At 70.9% G+C, this 17,885-nt stretch carries 17 protein-coding genes, 1 tRNA gene and 1 pseudogene; 10 read left to right on the forward strand and 9 right to left on the reverse strand.

All coding sequences use genetic code 11. From position 1 onward, the window contains the following. Positions 1-304: 304 nt before the first annotated feature. The 7 genes from ACZ4W5_RS09435 (at position 305) to ACZ4W5_RS09465 (ending at position 6,262) form a co-directional block, all read left to right on the forward strand. Complete coding sequence (locus ACZ4W5_RS09435; RefSeq protein ID WP_465653721.1) at positions 305-1,102, forward strand: transglycosylase family protein; 798 nt, start codon at positions 305-307, stop codon at positions 1,100-1,102. Between the two features lie 239 nt (positions 1,103-1,341). Further along, a complete protein-coding gene (locus ACZ4W5_RS09440; protein WP_465653722.1) occupies positions 1,342-1,842 on the forward strand; it encodes a transglycosylase family protein in 501 nt (166 codons plus the stop codon). Then, the gene (locus ACZ4W5_RS09445) at positions 1,832-2,521 is read left to right on the forward strand and encodes an alpha-ketoglutarate-dependent dioxygenase AlkB family protein (RefSeq protein WP_465653781.1); all 690 of its coding nucleotides are present in this window, start codon (positions 1,832-1,834) and stop codon (positions 2,519-2,521) included. Before ACZ4W5_RS09440 ends, ACZ4W5_RS09445 begins: the two co-directional genes overlap by 11 nt. Positions 2,522-2,740: 219 nt before the next feature. Further along, on the forward strand, positions 2,741-3,601 hold the full coding sequence (gene tesB, locus ACZ4W5_RS09450; protein ID WP_402479592.1) for an acyl-CoA thioesterase II: 861 nt from the start codon (positions 2,741-2,743) through the stop codon (positions 3,599-3,601). Between the two features lie 156 nt (positions 3,602-3,757). Next, complete coding sequence (locus ACZ4W5_RS09455) at positions 3,758-4,546, forward strand: DUF1684 domain-containing protein (RefSeq protein ID WP_465653723.1); 789 nt, start codon at positions 3,758-3,760, stop codon at positions 4,544-4,546. 155 nt (positions 4,547-4,701) lie between these two features. Continuing rightward, entirely contained in the window at positions 4,702-6,036 is a 1,335-nt protein-coding gene (locus ACZ4W5_RS09460) for an MFS transporter (RefSeq protein ID WP_465653724.1), read from the forward strand. Positions 6,037-6,185: 149 nt separating this feature from the next. Continuing rightward, positions 6,186-6,262: transfer RNA gene (locus tag ACZ4W5_RS09465), tRNA-Pro, on the forward strand. Positions 6,263-6,354: 92 nt separating this feature from the next. On the opposite strand, the gene ACZ4W5_RS09470 is transcribed toward ACZ4W5_RS09465, so the two are convergent. After that, a complete protein-coding gene (locus ACZ4W5_RS09470) occupies positions 6,355-7,056 on the reverse strand; it encodes a site-specific integrase (RefSeq protein WP_465653782.1) in 702 nt (233 codons plus the stop codon). Between ACZ4W5_RS09470 and ACZ4W5_RS09475 the strand changes: the two genes are divergently transcribed. Further along, a complete protein-coding gene (locus ACZ4W5_RS09475) occupies positions 6,961-7,362 on the forward strand; it encodes a hypothetical protein (RefSeq protein WP_465653725.1) in 402 nt (133 codons plus the stop codon). The two genes, ACZ4W5_RS09470 and ACZ4W5_RS09475, sit on opposite strands and share 96 nt — an antisense overlap. Here the strand turns inward: ACZ4W5_RS09475 and ACZ4W5_RS09480 are convergent. Together ACZ4W5_RS09480 and ACZ4W5_RS09485 are read right to left on the reverse strand one after the other, a co-directional pair. Continuing rightward, positions 7,357-7,671 carry a hypothetical protein gene (locus ACZ4W5_RS09480; protein ID WP_465653726.1) on the reverse strand — a complete coding sequence of 105 codons (315 nt, stop codon included), beginning with the start codon at positions 7,669-7,671 and terminating at the stop codon, positions 7,357-7,359. The genes ACZ4W5_RS09475 and ACZ4W5_RS09480 overlap by 6 nt on opposite strands. A 345-nt stretch (positions 7,672-8,016) precedes the next feature. After that, positions 8,017-9,165 (reverse strand): hypothetical protein, encoded by a 1,149-nt coding sequence (locus ACZ4W5_RS09485; RefSeq protein WP_465653727.1) that lies wholly within the window; start codon positions 9,163-9,165, stop codon positions 8,017-8,019. Between the two features lie 425 nt (positions 9,166-9,590). Here ACZ4W5_RS09485 and ACZ4W5_RS09490 point away from each other — a divergent pair, with 425 nt between their 5' ends. Then, the gene (locus ACZ4W5_RS09490) at positions 9,591-10,334 is read left to right on the forward strand and encodes a DUF6083 domain-containing protein (RefSeq protein WP_465653728.1); all 744 of its coding nucleotides are present in this window, start codon (positions 9,591-9,593) and stop codon (positions 10,332-10,334) included. Between the two features lie 289 nt (positions 10,335-10,623). On the opposite strand, the pseudogene ACZ4W5_RS09495 reads toward ACZ4W5_RS09490, so the two are convergent. The 3 genes and pseudogenes from ACZ4W5_RS09495 to ACZ4W5_RS09505 all read right to left on the reverse strand — a co-directional run. Continuing rightward, positions 10,624-11,187 (reverse strand): annotated as a pseudogene (locus tag ACZ4W5_RS09495) (IS256 family transposase); the annotation flags it as partial. Between the two features lie 160 nt (positions 11,188-11,347). Further along, complete coding sequence (locus tag ACZ4W5_RS09500) at positions 11,348-12,379, reverse strand: YihY/virulence factor BrkB family protein (protein ID WP_465653729.1); 1,032 nt, start codon at positions 12,377-12,379, stop codon at positions 11,348-11,350. A gap of 608 nt (positions 12,380-12,987) precedes the next feature. Beyond that, a complete protein-coding gene (locus ACZ4W5_RS09505) occupies positions 12,988-13,335 on the reverse strand; it encodes a helix-turn-helix domain-containing protein (protein ID WP_465653730.1) in 348 nt (115 codons plus the stop codon). Positions 13,336-13,987: 652 nt separating this feature from the next. Between ACZ4W5_RS09505 and ACZ4W5_RS09510 the strand changes: the two genes are divergently transcribed. After that, on the forward strand, positions 13,988-14,194 hold the full coding sequence (locus tag ACZ4W5_RS09510) for a hypothetical protein (protein ID WP_360238253.1): 207 nt from the start codon (positions 13,988-13,990) through the stop codon (positions 14,192-14,194). A 319-nt stretch (positions 14,195-14,513) separates the two neighbouring features. On the opposite strand, the gene ACZ4W5_RS09515 is transcribed toward ACZ4W5_RS09510, so the two are convergent. The 3 genes from ACZ4W5_RS09515 to ACZ4W5_RS09525 form a co-directional block, all read right to left on the reverse strand. After that, a complete protein-coding gene (locus tag ACZ4W5_RS09515; protein WP_097239207.1) occupies positions 14,514-14,762 on the reverse strand; it encodes a hypothetical protein in 249 nt (82 codons plus the stop codon). A gap of 55 nt (positions 14,763-14,817) precedes the next feature. Further along, positions 14,818-15,309 carry a DUF5994 family protein gene (locus ACZ4W5_RS09520; RefSeq protein WP_465653731.1) on the reverse strand — a complete coding sequence of 164 codons (492 nt, stop codon included), beginning with the start codon at positions 15,307-15,309 and terminating at the stop codon, positions 14,818-14,820. A 245-nt stretch (positions 15,310-15,554) separates the two neighbouring features. After that, a complete protein-coding gene (locus ACZ4W5_RS09525; RefSeq protein WP_465653783.1) occupies positions 15,555-17,423 on the reverse strand; it encodes an APC family permease in 1,869 nt (622 codons plus the stop codon). Between the last annotated feature and the right edge of the window lie 462 nt (positions 17,424-17,885).

Here is a 17,885-nt window from a genome sequence, read left to right on the forward strand (position 1 = left end):
CTTTGCTGAGCTGGGCAGACCGGTGGTGTTTTGGTTTCCCCGCCGACCGACCCCTAGCTTTCTTGGCGGCGCAACGAGCGCCACCCGGGTTCACCCCCGACGCACCGCTCCCCGGCTCCGCCGGGCGCGGCAGGTGCCCGCCGACGCGATCGCTCGAACAGGTCGCCGGCGAGCGGCTGGGTGGCCAGGACGGCAGCGGCACGTCCGACACGTGCACGGCCGTCCGACGGACGCGGCAAGCGAAACGCGGCCCTCCCCAGGGTCTGGTTCCGCATGCCCGCCCGGGGCTGTCGAGAGGAACCCCATGACCTTCCGTAACGAGAACGCCGCTGCCACCACCACCGCCGCCACCAAGCGCAACCGCGTTCGGATGGCCGTCGTGGCGGGCGCCGCTGTCGCGGCCCTGCCGGTGGCCGGCCTCGTCACGGCCACCTCGGCCTCCGCCGCCCCCGTCTCCACCTGGGACGCCGTCGCCCAGTGCGAGAGCGGCGGCAACTGGGCCATCAACACCGGCAACGGTTTCTACGGCGGTCTGCAGTTCACCTCCAGCACCTGGGCCGCCTTCGGTGGCACCGCGTACGCCGCGCAGGCCAACCAGGCCAGCAAGGCGCAGCAGATCGCGGTCGCCGAGAAGGTCCTCGCCTCGCAGGGCCCCGGCGCCTGGCCGGTCTGCTCCGTCAAGGCGGGCCTCACCAAGGGCGGCGCCCCGGCCGCCGTCGACACCTCGGCCGGCACCTCCGCCGCCAAGCCGGCGCAGACCCCCGCGCCGAAGGCCGCTGCTCCGAAGGCCGCTGCCCCGAAGGCCGACGTTGCGCCGAAGGCTGCCGCCCCGAAGGCCGCCGCGCCGAAGGCTGACGCCGCGCCGAAGACCGACGCCCCGTCGAAGCAGGACGCCGCGAAGTCCTCGAACGCTCCCAAGTCCTGGAACTCCTCCAACGACGCCAAGCCGGCCAAGGGCAACTACACCGTCAAGTCCGGTGACACCCTGAGCTCCATCGCCGCCGCGCAGGGCCTGGACTGGCACGACCTGTACAAGAACAACGCCAAGGTCGTCGGTGGCAACCCCGACCTGATCTTCCCGGGTCAGACCCTGAGCATCTGAGGCATGCTGAGCTGACCTCTGGTCGCTCTGCTGTTCGTCACGGCCGCTCCTCCGCCACGCGGGGGAGCGGCCGTCGGCGTTCCCGGCGTGGCGGGGTGGGGTGGTGCCCGGGCTCCCTAGGGTCGGCTGCTGTGTCGCGTTCGTCTGACGTGTTGTGCGGGGGCGCCTTGTTGTGCGGGTGCGGGTGCGGGTGCGGATGCCGGCGGCCGGGTGGGTGTGATGGTCGGACGGTCCGGGCCGTGATCCGGGCGGGCGCTGCCGTGGCGGTGGTGCTGGCCGTGGTCGCGGGTGGCGTACGGGCCGGTGCGGCGACGCGGGTCGCGGACCTCGTCTGGGACCAGCTCGCCGACTGCGAGAGCGGCGGCGACTGGCAGGCGGACACCGGCAACGGCTACTACGGCGGCCTGCAGATCCGGCCGACCACCTGGGCGGAGGCGGGCGGGCTGCGCTTCGCCGACCGGCCCGACCACGGGAGCCGGCGGGAGCAGACCACCGTCGGGGAGGAGATCCTGCGGCAGCAGGGGTGGGAGGCCTGGCCGGCCTGTGCGCGGGAGCTGGGGATGATCGGGCCGGGGGTGGGGGCGGGGCCGACATCGGGGCCGGGGGTGGGGCCGGGGCCGGGCTCCGGGGTGGAGGAGCCGGAGCCCGAGTCGGAGTCGGAGCCGGAGCCGAACGGAGGCGGGGGAGCGGCTCGTACCGGGGCAGGGGCTGCGGGAGGATGGTGGGGTGATCCAGGGTGAGCTGTTCGGGGAGCCGTCCGGCGAGCAGGCTGTTCGGGGGCGGTCCGAACCGGCTCCCGGGGCCGTGCTGCTGCCCGGCTGGCTGGACCGGGCCGCCCAGCAGCGGCTGGTCGCCGCCTGCCGGGAGTGGGCCCGCCCGCCGGCCGGGCTGCACAGCGTGCGGATGCCCACCGGCGGGCTCATGTCGGTGCGGATGGTGAGCCTCGGCTGGCACTGGTACCCCTACGGGTACGCGCGGACCGCCGAGGACGGCACCCCCGTCAAGCCGTTCCCTCCCCTGCTGGGGGAGCTCGCCCGGCGGGCGGTCGCGGAGGCGTACGGCGAAGCGGTCGGCGCGATCGCGGGCGCGGCGGCCTACGAGCCCGACACCGCGATCGTCAACCACTACCCCCACGGCGCGAAGATGGGCCTTCACCAGGACCGCGACGAGCGCGCGGACGCGCCGGTGGTCTCGTTCTCGCTCGGCGACACCTGCGTCTTCCGGCTCGGCAACACGGAGACCCGGACCAGGCCGTGGACGGACCTGGAGCTGCGCAGCGGGGACCTGCTGGTGTTCGGCGGGCCGGCCCGGTTCGCGTACCACGGGGTGGTGCGGACGCTGCCGGGGACGGCGGATCCGGGCCTGGAGCTGGTCGGGCGGCTGAACGTCACGGTGCGGCAGTCGGGGCTGGTGGCGTAGCCGGGGCGGGTGGCGTGGCCGGGGTGGGCGGTGTGGCCCGGGTGGGCGGTGTAGCCGGGGCGGGTGGCGTGGCCCGGGTGGGCGGAGGGGCCCCGGGTGGTTCGCTTACTCGTTCGAGTGAATCGGCGGGTGGGGGTCGGTGAGCGGGAATGCCCCGGGTCGCCGGAGAATTCGAGTGAGCTGGAGAACTGGAACGGAATCACGAGAGGGAGCGCGCGCATGGGTACCCCCGTCGACGACCTCGTCGATCTGCTCGACCTGGAGCAGATCGAACTGAACATCTTCCGCGGGCGCAGCCCCGAGGAGGCCCTGCAGCGCACCTTCGGCGGCCAGGTCGCCGGGCAGGCGCTGGTCGCGGCGGGGCGCACGATCGACGACGCGCGCCCCGTCCACTCGCTGCACGCGTACTTCCTGCGCCCCGGGGTGCCCGGCGTGCCGATCGTGTACCAGGTCGACCGGATCCGCGACGGCCGCTCCTTCAGCACCCGCCGGGTGCTCGCCATCCAGGGCGGCCGGTCGATCTTCTCGCTCACCGCCGACTTCCACAGACCGGAGGAGGGCAGCATCGAGCACCAGTACCCGATGCCGGAGGTCCCGGCCCCCGAGAGCCTGCCCAGCGCCCTGGACGAGGTCGGCTCCCGGCTCGGCGAGCTGCCCCCGTTCATCAGCCGTCGCCAGCCCTTCGACATCCGCTACGTCGAGCGGCTGCGCTGGAACAAGGAGGACCTGGTCGACGTAGAGGCGCGCAGCGGCGTGTGGCTGCGCACCAACGGTCCGCTGCCGGACGATCCGCTGATCCACGTCTGCGCCCTCACCTACGCCAGCGACATGACGCTGCTGGACGCCGTCCGTGCCCCCGTCGAGCCGCTCTGGGGCACCCGGCACTTCGACATGGCCTCGCTCGACCACGCGATGTGGTTCCACCGGCCGTTCCGGGCCGACGACTGGCTGCTCTACCAGCAGGAGTCCCCGATCGCCCACGGCGCGCGCGGCCTGGCCCGCGGGCAGATCTACGACCGGAGCGGGCAGCTGGTGGTGTCGGTGGTGCAGGAGGGGCTGTTCCGGCCGTTGAAGGGCTGACCGCTGTGTTGCCGCGGCATTGCAGTCTCCTTGCGGGGCCGACGGCTTGCCGGGAGCCGGGAATGATCCGCACCGGCGGGCGGCGTTGTGCAGGATGACCGATACGGACGGCCCGAACAGCGGGCCGTCCGCGGACCGGACCGGGAGGGTTGACCGATGACGGCGACGGCCGCGGAGGACTGGAAGCACTGGAGCGACGGGCGGGCGGCGTCGGTGAGCGCGCCGCACGGCCAGCTCGCACTCACCGGCACGCACTGGCTGGAGCCCGAGCCGGCCGAGGTCCCGGGCCTGCCCGGCCTCTGGTGGGCCGACGCCGAGGGCGTCCGGGTACGGGCCACGGCCGCCGACGGCATCACTGTCGACGGCGCCGACGGGCCGGTCGACGGCGAGGTGCTGCTCCGCCCGGACACCGACCCGGCCGCCGACACCGCCACCCTGGGCGACCTGCGGCTCGTCCCGATCGAGCGGGAGGGCGAGCTCGCCCTGCGGGTCTTCGACCCGGCCGCGCCGGCCCGCACCGCCTTCGCGGGCATCGCCGCCTACCCGTACGCGCCCGAGTGGGCCGTCCCCGCCGTCTACACCCCCTTCGAGGAGGAGGGTCAGTCGGTGCTCGTCCCGAACGCGGACGGCAAGGACCGGCCGCTGGCGGTCACCGGGCGGATCGAGTTCACCGTGGCCGGCGAGCACCGCACCCTGACCGTCGGCCGCTCCGGCCGGAACCTCACCGGCGTCATCGCCGACGCCACCAGCGGCATCGACACCTACCGCTTCCGCTTCATCACCCTGCCGGAGCCGGACGACGAGGGCCGGACGGTCCTCGACCTCAACCGGGCCTACCTGCCGCCCTGCGCCTTCGCCGACCACTTCATCTGCCCGTTCCCGCCGCCGGGCAACCGGCTGGACTTCGCGGTGGAGGCGGGGGAGAAGCAGGTGCTCACCAGGTAGTCCGGTGTTCCTTTCGTTCGCGGGGCTCCGCCCGTGGTGCCGCGTCGGCTCGGCGGGCCCGTCGGGCGGGGCTGCGGGCGCTGTTCCTGTGTCGTCGGGCGTTCGAGGGGCCCCGGTGTCGGGTGCGGCGGAGGCCGGGGCAACCATGGACTGTTGTGACCACCAACCAACCCCCTGATACCCCGACCGCCGACGCCCCCGCCGCTGCCGTCCCTGCTCCTGCTACCGCCGCCGCTCCGGCCGTACCGGTGCACGTGCCCTGGTACCGGCGGGCCTTCGCCGACCTCAGCCCGCTGCGCGAGAACGCCGACTACCGCCGGGTCTGGTCCGGGCAGGCGGTGTCCTCCATAGGCCAGCAGATGACCGCGGTGGCCGTCTCGGTCCAGGTCTACGACCTGACCGGCTCCGCCTTCGCCACCGGCCTGGTGGGCCTGTTCTCGCTCGTCCCGCTGGTCGCCTTCGGCCTGTACGGCGGCGCGATCGCCGACACCGTCGACCGCCGCAAGCTGGGCCTGATCGGCTCGGCCGGCCTGGCCACCGTCTCCGCCCTGCTCGCCGCCCAGGCCCTGGCGGGCCTCAGCCTGGTGGCCGTCCTCTACGCCGCCGTCGCCCTCCAGGCCGGGTTCTTCGCGATCAGCTCGCCCGCCCGCTCGGCGATGGTCCCCCGGCTCGTCCCCGCCCACCAGCTCCCGGCGGCGAACGCGCTGAACACCGTCAGCATGAACCTCGGCCTCACCGTCGGCCCGATGCTCGGCGGCGTCCTGATCGGCGCCTTCGGCGCCCAGGCCGCCTACCTCGTCGACACCGTCGCCTTCGCCGGCACCCTGTACGCCGTGTGGCGCCTGCCCGCCATGCGGCCGGAGGGCGAACGCAAGGGCCGCGCCTCCGTCCTCGACGGCCTGCGCTTCCTGCGCGAGCAGCCCAACCTGCGCACCAGCTTCCTCGCCGACCTCGCTGCGATGATCTTCGGCATGCCCCGCGCCCTCTTCCCGGCGATTGCTGTCACCTTCTACGCCGGCGACGCCCGCACCGTCGGCCTGCTCGTCTCCGCCCCGGCCGTCGGCGCCCTGATCGGCGCCCTCTTCTCCGGCTGGGTCGGGCGCGTCCACCGCCAGGGCGTCGCCATCCTCGCCGCCGTCTCCGCCTGGGGCCTCGCCATCGCCGCGTTCGGCGCCCTCCACAACCTCTGGCTCGGCCTCCTCCTGCTCGCCGTGGCCGGCTGCGCGGACACCGTCAGCATGATCTTCCGCAACACGATGATGCAGGTCGCGGCCCCCGACGAGATGCGCGGCCGCCTCCAGGGCATCTTCATCGTCGTCGTGGCCGGCGGCCCCCGCCTCGGCGACTTCGAATCCGGCGCCGTCTCCGCCCTCAGCAACCCCGCCACCTCCGTCATCACCGGCGGCCTCGCCTGCGTCGCCTGCGTCCTCCTCCTCGCTGCCCGCCGCCCCGCCTTCCTCACCTACGACGCCCGCCGCCCCACCCCCTGACCCCCCTCCCCACCCACCCCCGAAACCTGGCAGCGAGCACCCCCCGACGTGCTGTATTGTTTTCCACGTCGCCGGGACAACAACCGGAGACAAGGTCGAGAAGCCGACCGGCAAGGCCCCCCAGGCCCCACCGCAAGGCGCCGAGACCACGGGACGTGGCGCAGCTTGGTAGCGCACTTGACTGGGGGTCAAGGGGTCGCAGGTTCAAATCCTGTCGTCCCGACCAGCGTTTTCGCAGGTCGTAGGCCGTTTCCGCTTCTGGCGGGAGCGGCCTTTCTGGCGTTTTGTCAGCTGGTGGTCGCATGGTGGTCGCACCGGTCACAGCGGAATGGGTGCGTGAGCTGGGCGTTCGCGGTGGGTTCGGCGTTGGCGGTTGGTGAGGTGGTCGCGGAACTGGGCGATCAGATTCCGTGGCTGGTCCGCTCGTCGGGCGGTGTGGAGGGCGAGTTCGGCGCTGTCGAGGAGGCGGGCGATTGCGTCGACGGCTTCTCGGGCTGCCTGGCGGGTGAGGTGGCTGTAGATGTTCGCGGTCGTCGACAGGGTCCGGTGACGCAGCGTCTTGGACACGATCACGAAGGGGACGCCGCCGTTGAGCGCGAGGGTGGTGGCGAGGTGGCGCAGGTCGTGGACGGCGATGCGGGGGACGTCGGCCTGGTCGCACAGTTTGTGGAAGTGGTTGAGGACGTAGTGGGGGTCGAGGGGGCGGCCGTGGCGTTGGAAGACGTAGCCGTGGGCGGGGATGGCGAGGCCGAGGAAGTGGTGGTCGGCCTGGTCTTCGAGGGCTCGGCGGGCGCGGTTGTTGATGGCGATCCAGGTGAGGCTGCTGGTGGTCTTGGGGGCGGTGAGGACGGTGTAATGGTTGTCGACGGAGGAGAGGGTGTAGCGGACGAACAGGACGCCCTCGTCGAGGTGGACGTCGTCCCAGTGCAGGCCCAGGGCTTCGCCCTTGCGCATGCCGGTGTTGATGATCAGCTCGACGAGGTGGGCGAACAGCGGGTCGTGCTCGTGCGCGTACTCCAGGAAGCGGACCGCCTCGTCGGGCGTCCAGATCCGGCGCTCGGGCGTGGGTGGTCGGGGGATGACGGCGGGTTTGGCGGGGTTGTGGCCGAGGCGGTGGCGGATGACGGCCGCGCCGAGGGCGCTGGAGAGCGTGGCGAGGATGCGGTGGACGGTGACGCGGCCGCGGCCGGCTTTGAGCTGGGCGCGGGCGTAGTGGTCGATGTGTTCGTAGGCGAGGTCGTCGAGGAGGATGTATCCGAGGGCGGGGATGAGGTCCTGGTGGACGTAGGCGCGGTAGCGGGCCAGTGTGGTGGGCTTGAGTCATAGCTCCTGGGCGGTGAGCCAGGCGATCAGGTAGTCGCCGAGAGTCTGGCGGGGGTCGGGGTTGTAGCCGTAGGCGTGGCCGTCGAGGAAGCGGCGCAGGTCGTTGCGGGCCGCGTCCTCGTTGGGGTAGCCGCCGCGGCGCACGGTGTGGCGGCGCTGGTCAGGCCAGGGGACGTCGACGGCGTACGTCCAGGTGCCGTGGCCGGGATCGGCGGAGAGGTGGGGGCAGCGGGCGCCGAGCTGTCGACGCTGGGTATCGCGGCACCCGCAGCGCCGGTAGACGCGGCCACGGTCGTGGATCGAGGTCGGCATGGTGATCGCCTCAAGGGCTCGTGCGGAGGGGTTTCCCTCAGTCTCGCCCCGGGCCGCCCTTGACGCCGCGCCAAGGGATCGTCGCAGGTCAAGCGCCGATTCCAGCGCTGGTGAGCGCACGGTGGTCGCGGCCGAGCCGTCTTCTGAGCGGCAATCGGGGACGCCGCCGACCGGGGGACGGTTCCGTTGCCGGGATGGAGGGCCCACTGCGGCGGCCCGTTCCTGCTTCTCGTCGCGGAGAGTGACCAGAAGCAGGAGGGAGCCCAGGAATGCCACCGCGGGTTCGAAGTCACCGTAGGTGATTGACTACGTCCAGTCGGAGCTGCGGGGCGCGTACGAGCGAGGTCAGATGAGCCGGTCGCGGTGTGCAGCGGTTTCGCGGACGAGCTGGGCGAAGCGCTCGCGGCTGCGCCGCTGGTACTGCTCGGCCTGCTCGTCGTCCCAGTCCTCTACGTCACCGTCGAGGTCGTCCTCGTCGTCGAGCTCTTCGTACTCGCTGTGGAGGAGCCAGCAGCCGTAAATGCCGGTGAGGAGGTCTTCGAGGAGGTCGCGGGCCGGCCGCCTGGGGTCCAAGGGGGTGAGCCGCAGTGCGACGTCGGCGAGGTCGGGCTCCTCGTCGCCGGTGTACTCGGGGACGGTCTCCTCCAACTCGTCGAGCTGTTCGCGCAGGGCGGTGGGGTCGGGCAGGAGGCCGTCGGTGATGTGCATCGCGTGGCGCACGAGGCCGGTTACGGCGTCGTGCGGGGTGGCACCGTCTTCGAGGAGGCCGAGGATGAGGGTGGGGGTCTCGTGGGGGAGGGCTTCGATGTTGTCGGCTTCGAGGACGACCTGGGTGGGGTTCTGACCGGAGGCTTCGGCGGTGACCTCGGCCGCGACGGCGAGCCAGTGCGCCGCGGCGACGGCGGCGGCGGTCGGGTCGATATCGGAGAAGAGCTCGGCCGGCCCGAACGGGTCCTGCTCCAGGAGGCTGTTGGCTGCGGCGACCTGGACGGGGGAGGCGTCTTCCCGGCTGAGGAGCACGGCCTGCTGGGCGCGGCCGGTCAGGTCGCCGAGTTCGGCGCTCTCAACGGCGGCGAGTTCGGTGGCGGCCTCGGCGAGTACGGCCTCGTCGAGCTCGGAGTCGTCGAGCTCGTGCAGGGCGCGGCCGACACGATTCGCGGATTCGATCAGGCGGCAGTAGGAGACGACCATCGAGCCGCCGCTGGGGAGGTTCGGCTTGGCGATCGCGTCTGCGACCTCGGCGAAGTGCTTGCGTTCCTCCTCGCGGCGCCAGCCCTCGGTGTTGGGCTCCAGGGAGCCGGCGGCGCTGGCGGGATGCGTGTAGGTGCGCCACGCGGCCTCGGACAGCTGGGTGAGCGCGCGGGCCAGGCCCAGGAGTACGGAGGTCTCGGCCTCGGCGGGGAGGGAGGCGGTGCGGGTGGCGAGATCGCCCTCGCCCGTTCCCCAGGTGGCGATCAGCTCATGTCGTGCGGGGTCGATGCTGTAGCGGGTCAAGGGGGCTCTGCCTCCGGAGTCTCTGCGTGGGCCTGCTCGAGCGTTCGCTAACAAGTCTGGTGCATCGTCAGGAAGGTGGAGGCCACATCGTCGGGCGGAGCGATGCGCACAGATGCCGGCGGCGCTGAGCAAGGCCGAGGTGATGGAACGATGACGCACGGATCTTCCCCGGAATCTTGATCAACTTTCTGTCTGTACGGGTCAGGGTGCTGCCCATTGTCGAGGGCGGCGGTGGGCCGGCTGAGAGTGGCGCGCCAAAACCCTCTGCCGACGGCGTCAACCCGGCAGTTGCGCGTTCGATGGCTACCCGCCGGACGCGAAGGGCGTCGCCGGTCTGTGCGCGATATCTCCATATTGTCGCAACGGTCGCTTATCCTTCTGCTGACGCGCTTTTGATCAAACGTCAGAAACGTGGGGTGTCGGAAATGGCCAGAAGTGATGACGGTGGCGACGCCCGCAGGCAGGCCCTGGAGACCTGGGCCAGCGCGATCGGCAAGCCCGTAGGAGAGAACTACACTCCCTACTCGCGCTGCAAGGAGTGCTTGACCACGGTCGAGTGGAGGATGTCCACCGGAGGCAAGTGGATCCCCCTGCAGCCCAAGGATCTGCCCAGCTATCGCGTGCCGGCCAGGGTCGCCTGGCATGAGGACGACGAAGGACTGGTGCGTCCCGGCCGGAAGGCGGGGCGGTGCCGAGTGATCCACTACGCCGTGTGTCCTGCCAGGGTTGGCACCTTGGAGCCCGAACTCGACGAAGTGCGACGGATGCTCGGGGTTCGGGGTCGCAGCTACCGGATCACTGCCGGAGAGGACACGCCGTTGAACCTCGCCCCCAATGAGTACGGCATCTCCCCGGCCGCGGAGCAGGAGGGCGCGCTCTTCACCGAGAACGAGGTCGACGATCGCGATAGCACGCTTGTGGAGGTATCGCGGTGGGACGACTGGCTCCAGCTCCAGGCCGCCGACCCCGGTGAGCTGACCAATCCGATCTACGTCGCCCTCAATCGCATGGGCGAGCGCGCCGGCGGAACCTGGCTGATTCCGCGCACCCCGAAAAACGAAGGCCAACTGCGACGACTCGCAACCCGGAACGACTGGCGCTGGACCGACCTCCCCGGCGCCGGCCCGGACACACCCCCCGTGCCGCACCCCCGTGCCGGAGGCAGTTGATGTGGGTCAGTGTTTGTGTCAGGTGGGTGGGGTCGGTTGAGTCGTGAGGTGCCCTTTCGGCAGTTGGAAGCATGCGCGCGGCGGGCCGGTGGCGCATCGGCCCCGAGCTGTTGGCCAAACTGCGAAGCTCACCAGGACAGGCCGACACCCACCACTCCCGCATGTTCGGCGAGCTCGATCCGGCCCGGGATCTTCGACGACACCCCGGTCCGCGGGCGCTGGCCGCTCACCGCGGATCATCTGCGTCTGCTGCGTTCGATGCGGCCCGCTGCCGCCGACGAGCTGTACATCGTCTTCTCGACGGACGGCGGAGTGTGTCTTTTGGGGGAGTTCTCGTCGAGTACACAACCCTCCTTATCGCGGGCGGGAACGCGAGGTAGGGCGTGAACTCGCTCCAGGCCGCCCGCCAGGTGCGGACCACGGCCGGGTAGCGTTCGCCCAGGTCGGAGGCGGCAAGCTCGTTCAGGGCCTGCTCGGCGGCCTGCTCGGTCGGCGCGGTGTAGATCGCCCGCAGGGCCGGCACCAGCGTGGCGTGGTCCCTGGCCGAGGACAGCCGCGGCGAGGCGCGAATCAAGTGAATTACGCACGTCTGCACGTGGGTTGCCCGGGGCTAGGTGGCGGTCACCGCCTCCGGCAGCCCCTTCAGGCCGTCGCATCAGACGATGCACGCGTCCTCGCTGCCCCGGTTACGCAGTTCCGACAGCACCGCCATCCACGTGCTGGCGCCCTCGCCCTCGGCGCCCACCCACAGGCCCAGCACGTCCTTGCGGCCGTCCATGTCGACCCCGACCGCCACGTAGACGGGCTTCGAACTCACCGCGCCGGAGCGGATCTTCACCCACAGCGCGTCGACACGATCTTTCGGACACGCTCCCGAAGACCGTACAGACCCCACCGGCACGAGAACAGCACCGCGAGCATCGTTGATGCGGCGCGAAGGCAGCTCACGACGGTGGCGGGTGACTCCCTGCGTGGTGCCGAACCGGAGCAAGATCCCCGACAGCGTCAGACACTCAGCGACTGGGTCTGTCGTGATGGTGTGGGGTGCCGGGCGGTGGTTTGCGGGTGTCGCGGGGTTCGGGGTGGGGCTCTTCCTCGGGTGGGTGACCGGCTTCTATCGCGCGTCCGCGTTCCAGCTCGAAGTTGAACTCGAGGCCCAGCAGGATCGCGAGGTTGGAGACCCACAGCCAGAGGAGGAAGAGGATCACGGCTCCGATGCTGCCGTAGGTGCTGTTGAGGCTGCTGACGTTGGCGACGTAGAGGGCGAACGCGCCGGATGCGATGATCCACAGGGCCACGGCGACCAGGCTTCCGGGCAGGATCCAGCGCAGCTTGGGTCGTTTGGCGTTGGGGGCGGCCCAGTAGAGCAGGGTGACCATCGCGATGACGATGATGATGAGGACGGGCCATTTGGCGATGCCCCATACCTGTACGGCGTTGTCGCTGACTCCGAGGATCTTCCCGGTCTTGGTGGCCAGTGTGCCGGTGAAGACGACACCGGTGGCGGTCAGGGCGAGGAGCCCGACGAGGACGATGGTTAGGGCGAGCCGGGTGGGCAGGGTCTTCCATGGCGGGCGGCCTTCGTCGATGCCGTAGACGTTGTTGGCGGCGCGCATGAAGGCCGCGACGTAGCCGGAGGCGGACCACAGGGCGAGTGCGATCCCGATGGCCAGTGCGATGCCTGCCTTGCCCTGGGCGTTCTGGAGTTGCTGCACGACGGTGGTGAGGATCTGGCGGGCGGATCCGGGGCCGAGGTTGCGGATGTGATCGAGCAGCGGCTTGGTGGCGGAGCTGCCGATCAGCCCCAGGATCGACACCAGCGCGAGCAGGGCGGGGAAGATCGCCAGCAGGCCGTGGTAGGTGAGCGCGGCTGCGGCGTCGCTGAGGCTGTCGGCCTTGAACTGCTTGGTGGTGCGTTTCAGGACGCCCCACCACGACCTTTGGGGCAGGTCGGTCGGGCTCTCGGCGGGGCCGGCGCCACGGGTGGCGGCCCTGGTCTCGTCAGCTGTGCTTGTGTGCCGGTGTTCGTTCTCGTGTCGTGACATGGGTGCCAACCCGGCGTGTGGAGTGCCTGTGTTTGGGGCGGGGCCTCAGTCCTTGACCACCTGCCGCACAGCTGGAGGAGGAAGGCCAGAGCGCCTTCATGCTCGGGCCGTCCTGATCAGCACTGCCAGGAACGGCAGGACCAGGCACAGCAGCACCAGAAGGACCTTGGCCATGATCATCCCTCGTTTCGAGGTGCGATGGCCGGCGGCACGGTAGCCGCTTCTTCATCGTCTCACCGCTGGCCGCCCGGCGGGGAACCGGCCGAGCTGGAACGGCGGGTACACGTGCGTGGACGGGGATGCACGGATGCTTCGGTGCGTGGCCTGCCCAGCCGGGTCGGTGAACGTGTCCGGCCCGATGGCGAAGGCGACGGCGTCCGGGTGCTCTCAGCGCGCGGACGGTGAGGCCATCGGCGGGTCCTGGATCCGTGCTGGAAGGCCGGCTTTGAGTGGGAAGCTGCCGCACCGGCCGCCCGTGGGCACACCGCGCTGGAACGGACGGCGCAACCCCGCACATCCGGGGGTCCCGGTGCGAGGGCTCCGGGGCCCGAGCCAGCTGCGGCGCGGCCGTAGGGCTGGAAGGAGCTGTGGCCAGGTTGCCGGGCGGGTCAGGTGTCCGTGGTGGGCTCCTGGTGGTGTTGGGTGCGGCGGAGCTGCTCATTGAGGCGTAGGGCTTCTTCGAGTTGGTCTTCGAGGATGATGATGCGGCAGGCGGCTTCGATGGGGGTGCCCTGGTTGACGAGGTCGCGGGCGCGCATGGCGATGCGTAGTTGGTAGCGGGAGTAGCGGCGGTGGCCGCCGTCGGAGCGCAGTGGGGTGATGAGGCGGTGTTCGCCGAGGGCTCGTAGGAAGCCGGGGGTGGTGCCGGTCATCTCGGCGGCGCGGCCCATGGTGTAGGCGGGGTAGTCGTCGTCGTCGAGTTTGTCGGGTGTGTTGGGGCTGGTCGTTGTAGTCACTGCACCTCTCTGGTTCTCGGGGAGAACGCGTCGAGGGGCCCCGGGGCCGTGTCGGCTCCGGGGCCCCGAAGGGTAACAACACCATCTACCGGCCTGGGCCGGTCCTGTTACTTCCGCACTGCCCCGGGGGGGTGTGCGGGGATCGCGTATGCGTGACCGGAAACCACCGTCCTTGCGTTGGGGTCTGCGGTGTCCGCCCGGGTGAGTGTTCACGGGCCGGGCGATCCTGATGGCGCTTGCGCCCTCCGTTCATCCTCTGTACTGAACTGTCACTTTCGTACTGCTGGTACTGCTCTCACTGAATTGCGTAGTGCTAGGTACTGCTGGTGGCGGCCCCTGATACCTGCGGGCCGCCCGGTCCGGCAGTCAGCCCCGTCGCCGTCCTGCATCTGTCTGGCTTCGGCACTCCACTGCCGGACCGTCCTGCGAACTTCTGTCCAACAACGTCGGCCAGTTCGTGTCTGGCCGGTATCGCCGACTCCTGTCTACGAGAGAAACGTTAGACCCGCCCGTAAGGAATGTCTACTCCGGCGAGTATAGATTTTGCGGCATTCGGGTGTGAGGTAATCTGCCGCTGCGCGGCGGCGGCGACCCCCGAGCCGCCGCCGCGCAGCGGCAGAAGGACCCAGCGACACCGCGCAGGGAGGCGGGAATGGAAGAGCTGGTGCCCGCAGTACCGGAGTCGGCCCGGGACGGACAGGCGGACCTGATCGAGGCGATCATCGAGGCCGTGCACGACGGCGACGACCGAACCGTCCGCCGGCTGCTGGCCCGTTTCGCCGAACTGGCCACCATCGCCGACCTGTACGCCCTGCGCGACGCCCTCGACACCGCCCTCCCATCCAGCGTCCACGGGTAGAGGTGACTCCCACCAGAACGCACTCGCGACCCTGCCCGACCAGGCGTTCAGGTCGACCCTGCACCTGGCGTGGTGGCCGCTGCGAATGCGCGGTGCTGCCCGTTGGGCGACGCACGGTACTGGTGACGGCCATCGCCTGGTCCGAGTCAAGCCGCGGTGGCGTCGGCGCGGCCGAACAAGGGCGCGTAGCCGCGGGGAAGGTCGGCGAGGAGAGGTCGTGCTCCGCCGTCCGGTTCCGGCACGGGGGCCCATTCGCGCACCGCTGACAGCCGGGCAACCGCCGCCGAGGGCCTGCGGTTCGCTCTGAACCGGATCGCCGTCAGTACTCGGAGCCGCTTCGCAGGTAGGTGCCCGCGACCTGGAGCCACGCTCCGGGGCTGAAGCACGCCTCGATCCGGTGTGGCGTGTCCTCGAAGACCCGCAGGACGCGCAGTGCGCCGCTCGGGTGCAGGTCGTACTCGAAGGTGACGCCGTCGTCCGTGTGGTCCTCGTACTGCAGGTCCAGCGGCCCCTTCGACGGCTCCGCCGGTGCCCGGGCGTCGGCCGAGAGTTTCACGTAGACGGACATCTCTGCGTCCCGCCTTTCCTGTCTGCCCGAGGAGCCCGGCCCACGAGGCCGTCCCTCAGGACGCTTCGGCCGGTGGTTCGGGACCGGTGCCGGTGGCGATGAGGATCTGCCGCGCGGAGTCGGTTCCGTCGGCCTCGACCGCGCGGGCCATCGCGGCCAGGGCCGCTTCCTGGCTCGCCTGCGGGGGGACGACGAGCAGGCTGAAGTGATCGCGGTCGCCCCGCGTGATGATCACGGTGTCGTCGCCGACCGGGTACCGGTCGATGTGCACCGACCGGCCGTCGACGACCAGGCGGGCCGGGACGTCGTCCCAGGCTTCCGCGTCCAGCCCGACGCTCGCGATGGGCCCGAGGTGTTCGGTCAACGCCCTGACCAGACCGGGAAGTTCTGCGCGGATGTCCCGTGAATGGGGCCACCACGCGCCGTCGAGCGCACCTTCGCGTGACTGGGTGGTCTCCAGGCGCAGCAGGACCGTCCCCGGCTGCGCGGCCTGCCGGAACCGGTCCGGCAGAAGCCCGCGGTGCGAAGCACCGGTTTCGTCCGACATGGCTCGCCACCTGTCCGTGGACGCGGGCCGAGCCCGCTGAGCGAGACCCGCCCCTCAGGGCGCGGCGGCTCGGGCCGCCCCGACATCTCCACGGTACTCCGCCCGCGCCGGACCGATCCGGCCGCTCGGGAGAGCCGCGGCGGGGGTGCGGGCGTCTCAGCGCCACTCGATCAGGAACAGGGTCGCGTCGTCGCTCGTACGACCGCCCCGTTTTGACACCTCGGGTGCTCGGCGCCGCCGCTGTGCTACACGTGGAACGGGACGGTCGTGACGACGACCTTCGGCAGGGGGCGCAGCGCTCTCCGTAGCCTGGCCGCGAGACGGTTGTGCAGGAGGCGGTGGCGCCAGTGCCGTACGACGATCTCCGGGAGGATGACGGTCAAGGTGAGGTCCGGGCGCTGGTGGTGCAGCGACTCGATGTAGTTGACCAGCGGTGCGACGATCGCGCGATAGGGGGAGAGGACGATCTTCAGGGGTAGGTGGTCGCCCCACAGGTTCCAGTACGCGCGGAAGCGTTGGGCCTCGTCCGCGCTGGAGCTGATGTGGAGCGCGAGGACCGGCTGCTGGAGCGAGGCGGCGTAGGCGAGGGCCCGCATGCCGGCCTGGTCCAGGGTGGCGATCGGCACGATCGACAGGGGGTGGATCTCCTCGGGAGTCTCCTCGCTCTCGGCTTCAGCCGTGGTCTCGAACGTTGCTCCGGTCGCGGTGCCGGGTGTCCGTGCGGTGCCTCGTGCCGTGTGCTCCTCCGAACTCGGCGGTGTGACCGTACGGCTGGGGACTTCGACGGCATGCGGATGCAGGGCGGTCGCCGCGCCGACCGTGTCGTAGTGGTGCCGGATCCTTGTCGTCACGAGGACGAACAGTCCCACCGTGAGCACGGCGAACCAGGCGCCCTCGGTGAACTTGGTGATGCCGGCGGTGATGAGGACGACCGCCGAGAGCAGGGCGCCGGTGGCGTTGAAGGCCAGGCTCTTGCGCCAGTGGCGGTCGCGCAGGCGCCACCAGTGAACGACCATGCCGGCCTGCGACAGTGTGAAGGCGAGGAAGACGCCGACGGCATAGAGCGGGATCAGAGGGCCGGTCTTGCCGCCGAACGCCGCGTAGATGGCGGCCGCGGCGACCGAGAGCAGGATGATCCCGTTGCTGAAGGCCAGACGGTCGCCCAGTCGCAGGAAGATCCGCGGTGCCTGGCTGTCACGGGCCAGCAGGAACAGGACGCGGGGGAAGTCGTTGTAGGCGGTGTTGGCCGCGAGGAGCAGGATCGCGGCGGTGGAGGCCTGGGTGAACACGTAGCCGAAGCCCGAGCCGAAGGTGCGATGGGTGAGCTGCGACAGGACCGTCTCCCGTGAGTTCGGGACGATGCCGTCGAGGTGGACGAGTGTGACCGTGCCGGCGAACAGTGCGACGAGCAGGCCGACCATCCAGGTCAGTGTCGTGCGGGCATTGCGCCACTCGGTCGGCTGGAAGGCCGGCACCGCGTTGGAGATCGCCTCGATGCCAGTCATCGCCGTCGAACCCGAGGCGAAGGCACGCAGGACCAGAAGCAGGCTGACGCCCTCGGTCGCGGTCAGCTGTGGTGTCGCCGCCGGGTGGAAACCGCGGCCGGCCGCGTCGAACAGACCCACGGCGACGAGTGCCAGGACCGCGATCACGAAGGCGTACGTCGGTGCGGCGAACAGCGCACCCGCCTGCCGCACACCGCGCAGGTTCCCGGCGAGCAGCATAGCGATCACGGCGATGCCGATCGGCACGACGTCGCCTTGGAGCGAGGGGATCGCAGAGGTGACCGCCGCCATGCCGGAGGCGATCGAGACCGCGACCGTGAGAATGTAGTCGGTCATCAGACCGGCAGCGGCCGCCAACCCGGGAACGCGGCCCAGGTTGGCGGTGGCGACGATGTACGAACCACCGCCGTGCGGATAGGCACGGATCGTCTGACGGTACGACACCCCGACCGCGAGCATCAGGAACACGATCGTCACGGCGATCGGCACCGAGTACCGCAACCCGGCGGCACCAGCCAGGACGAGGACGCCCAGCATCGCCTCGGGCCCGTACGCGACCGAGGAGAGCGCGTCGGCGGAGAGCACCGGCAACGCCACCAGCTTGCGCATCCGCTCATGCGCGATCGCGGTGCTCCTCAGCGGAGCCCCGAGCACCACGTGCCGGACCCCGGTACCGACCCGGCCGAGCCGGGAAGTCCGGGTGTCCTCGCTGGTCGCCTCAACCGCAGGCGGTCCTCCGCCAACCGCGGCGACCCGCACGAAACGACCGAAGCCGACCGGCCGGATCTCCGAAGGAGCGGGATAACGACCGAGATCCGGATCCACCGGCAGCGCATGCCGCCATGCCTGCGGATCCCCGGCAACCCGACCCCACTCAAGCCCCACCCTGCGCAACACCCCGAGCTGCTCCGCATCGAGCGCCGACAGCAGGGCGTCGGGGCTCGGTGCGCCGCCCTCGCCACCTCGACTCGTATCCGACACGGCACACAGTGTTACGCATGGCGTCCCCTGCCGGGGGCAAGGCGCACGCAGGCTGTCTCGTGCTCGGAGCGCAGGGCTGTGCCTCGCTCG

Source organism: Kitasatospora sp. NPDC029367 (assembly GCF_055569135.1).

Excerpts from the sequence above, each read along its gene's own strand:
- ACZ4W5_RS09435 (WP_465653721.1), top strand. The coding sequence starts at position 305 with ATGACCTTCCGTAACGAGAACGCCGCTGCCACCACCACCGCCGCCACC.
- tesB (WP_402479592.1), top strand. The coding sequence starts at position 2,741 with ATGGGTACCCCCGTCGACGACCTCGTCGATCTGCTCGACCTGGAGCAG.
- ACZ4W5_RS09455 (WP_465653723.1), top strand. The coding sequence starts at position 3,758 with ATGACGGCGACGGCCGCGGAGGACTGGAAGCACTGGAGCGACGGGCGG.
- ACZ4W5_RS09480 (WP_465653726.1), bottom strand. The coding sequence starts at position 7,671 with ATGCCGACCTCGATCCACGACCGTGGCCGCGTCTACCGGCGCTGCGGG.
- ACZ4W5_RS09490 (WP_465653728.1), top strand. The coding sequence starts at position 9,591 with ATGGCCAGAAGTGATGACGGTGGCGACGCCCGCAGGCAGGCCCTGGAG.
- ACZ4W5_RS09500 (WP_465653729.1), bottom strand. The coding sequence starts at position 12,379 with ATGTCACGACACGAGAACGAACACCGGCACACAAGCACAGCTGACGAG.
- ACZ4W5_RS09510 (WP_360238253.1), top strand. The coding sequence starts at position 13,988 with ATGGAAGAGCTGGTGCCCGCAGTACCGGAGTCGGCCCGGGACGGACAG.
- ACZ4W5_RS09515 (WP_097239207.1), bottom strand. The coding sequence starts at position 14,762 with ATGTCCGTCTACGTGAAACTCTCGGCCGACGCCCGGGCACCGGCGGAG.
- ACZ4W5_RS09520 (WP_465653731.1), bottom strand. The coding sequence starts at position 15,309 with ATGTCGGACGAAACCGGTGCTTCGCACCGCGGGCTTCTGCCGGACCGG.
- ACZ4W5_RS09525 (WP_465653783.1), bottom strand. The coding sequence starts at position 17,423 with ATGCGCAAGCTGGTGGCGTTGCCGGTGCTCTCCGCCGACGCGCTCTCC.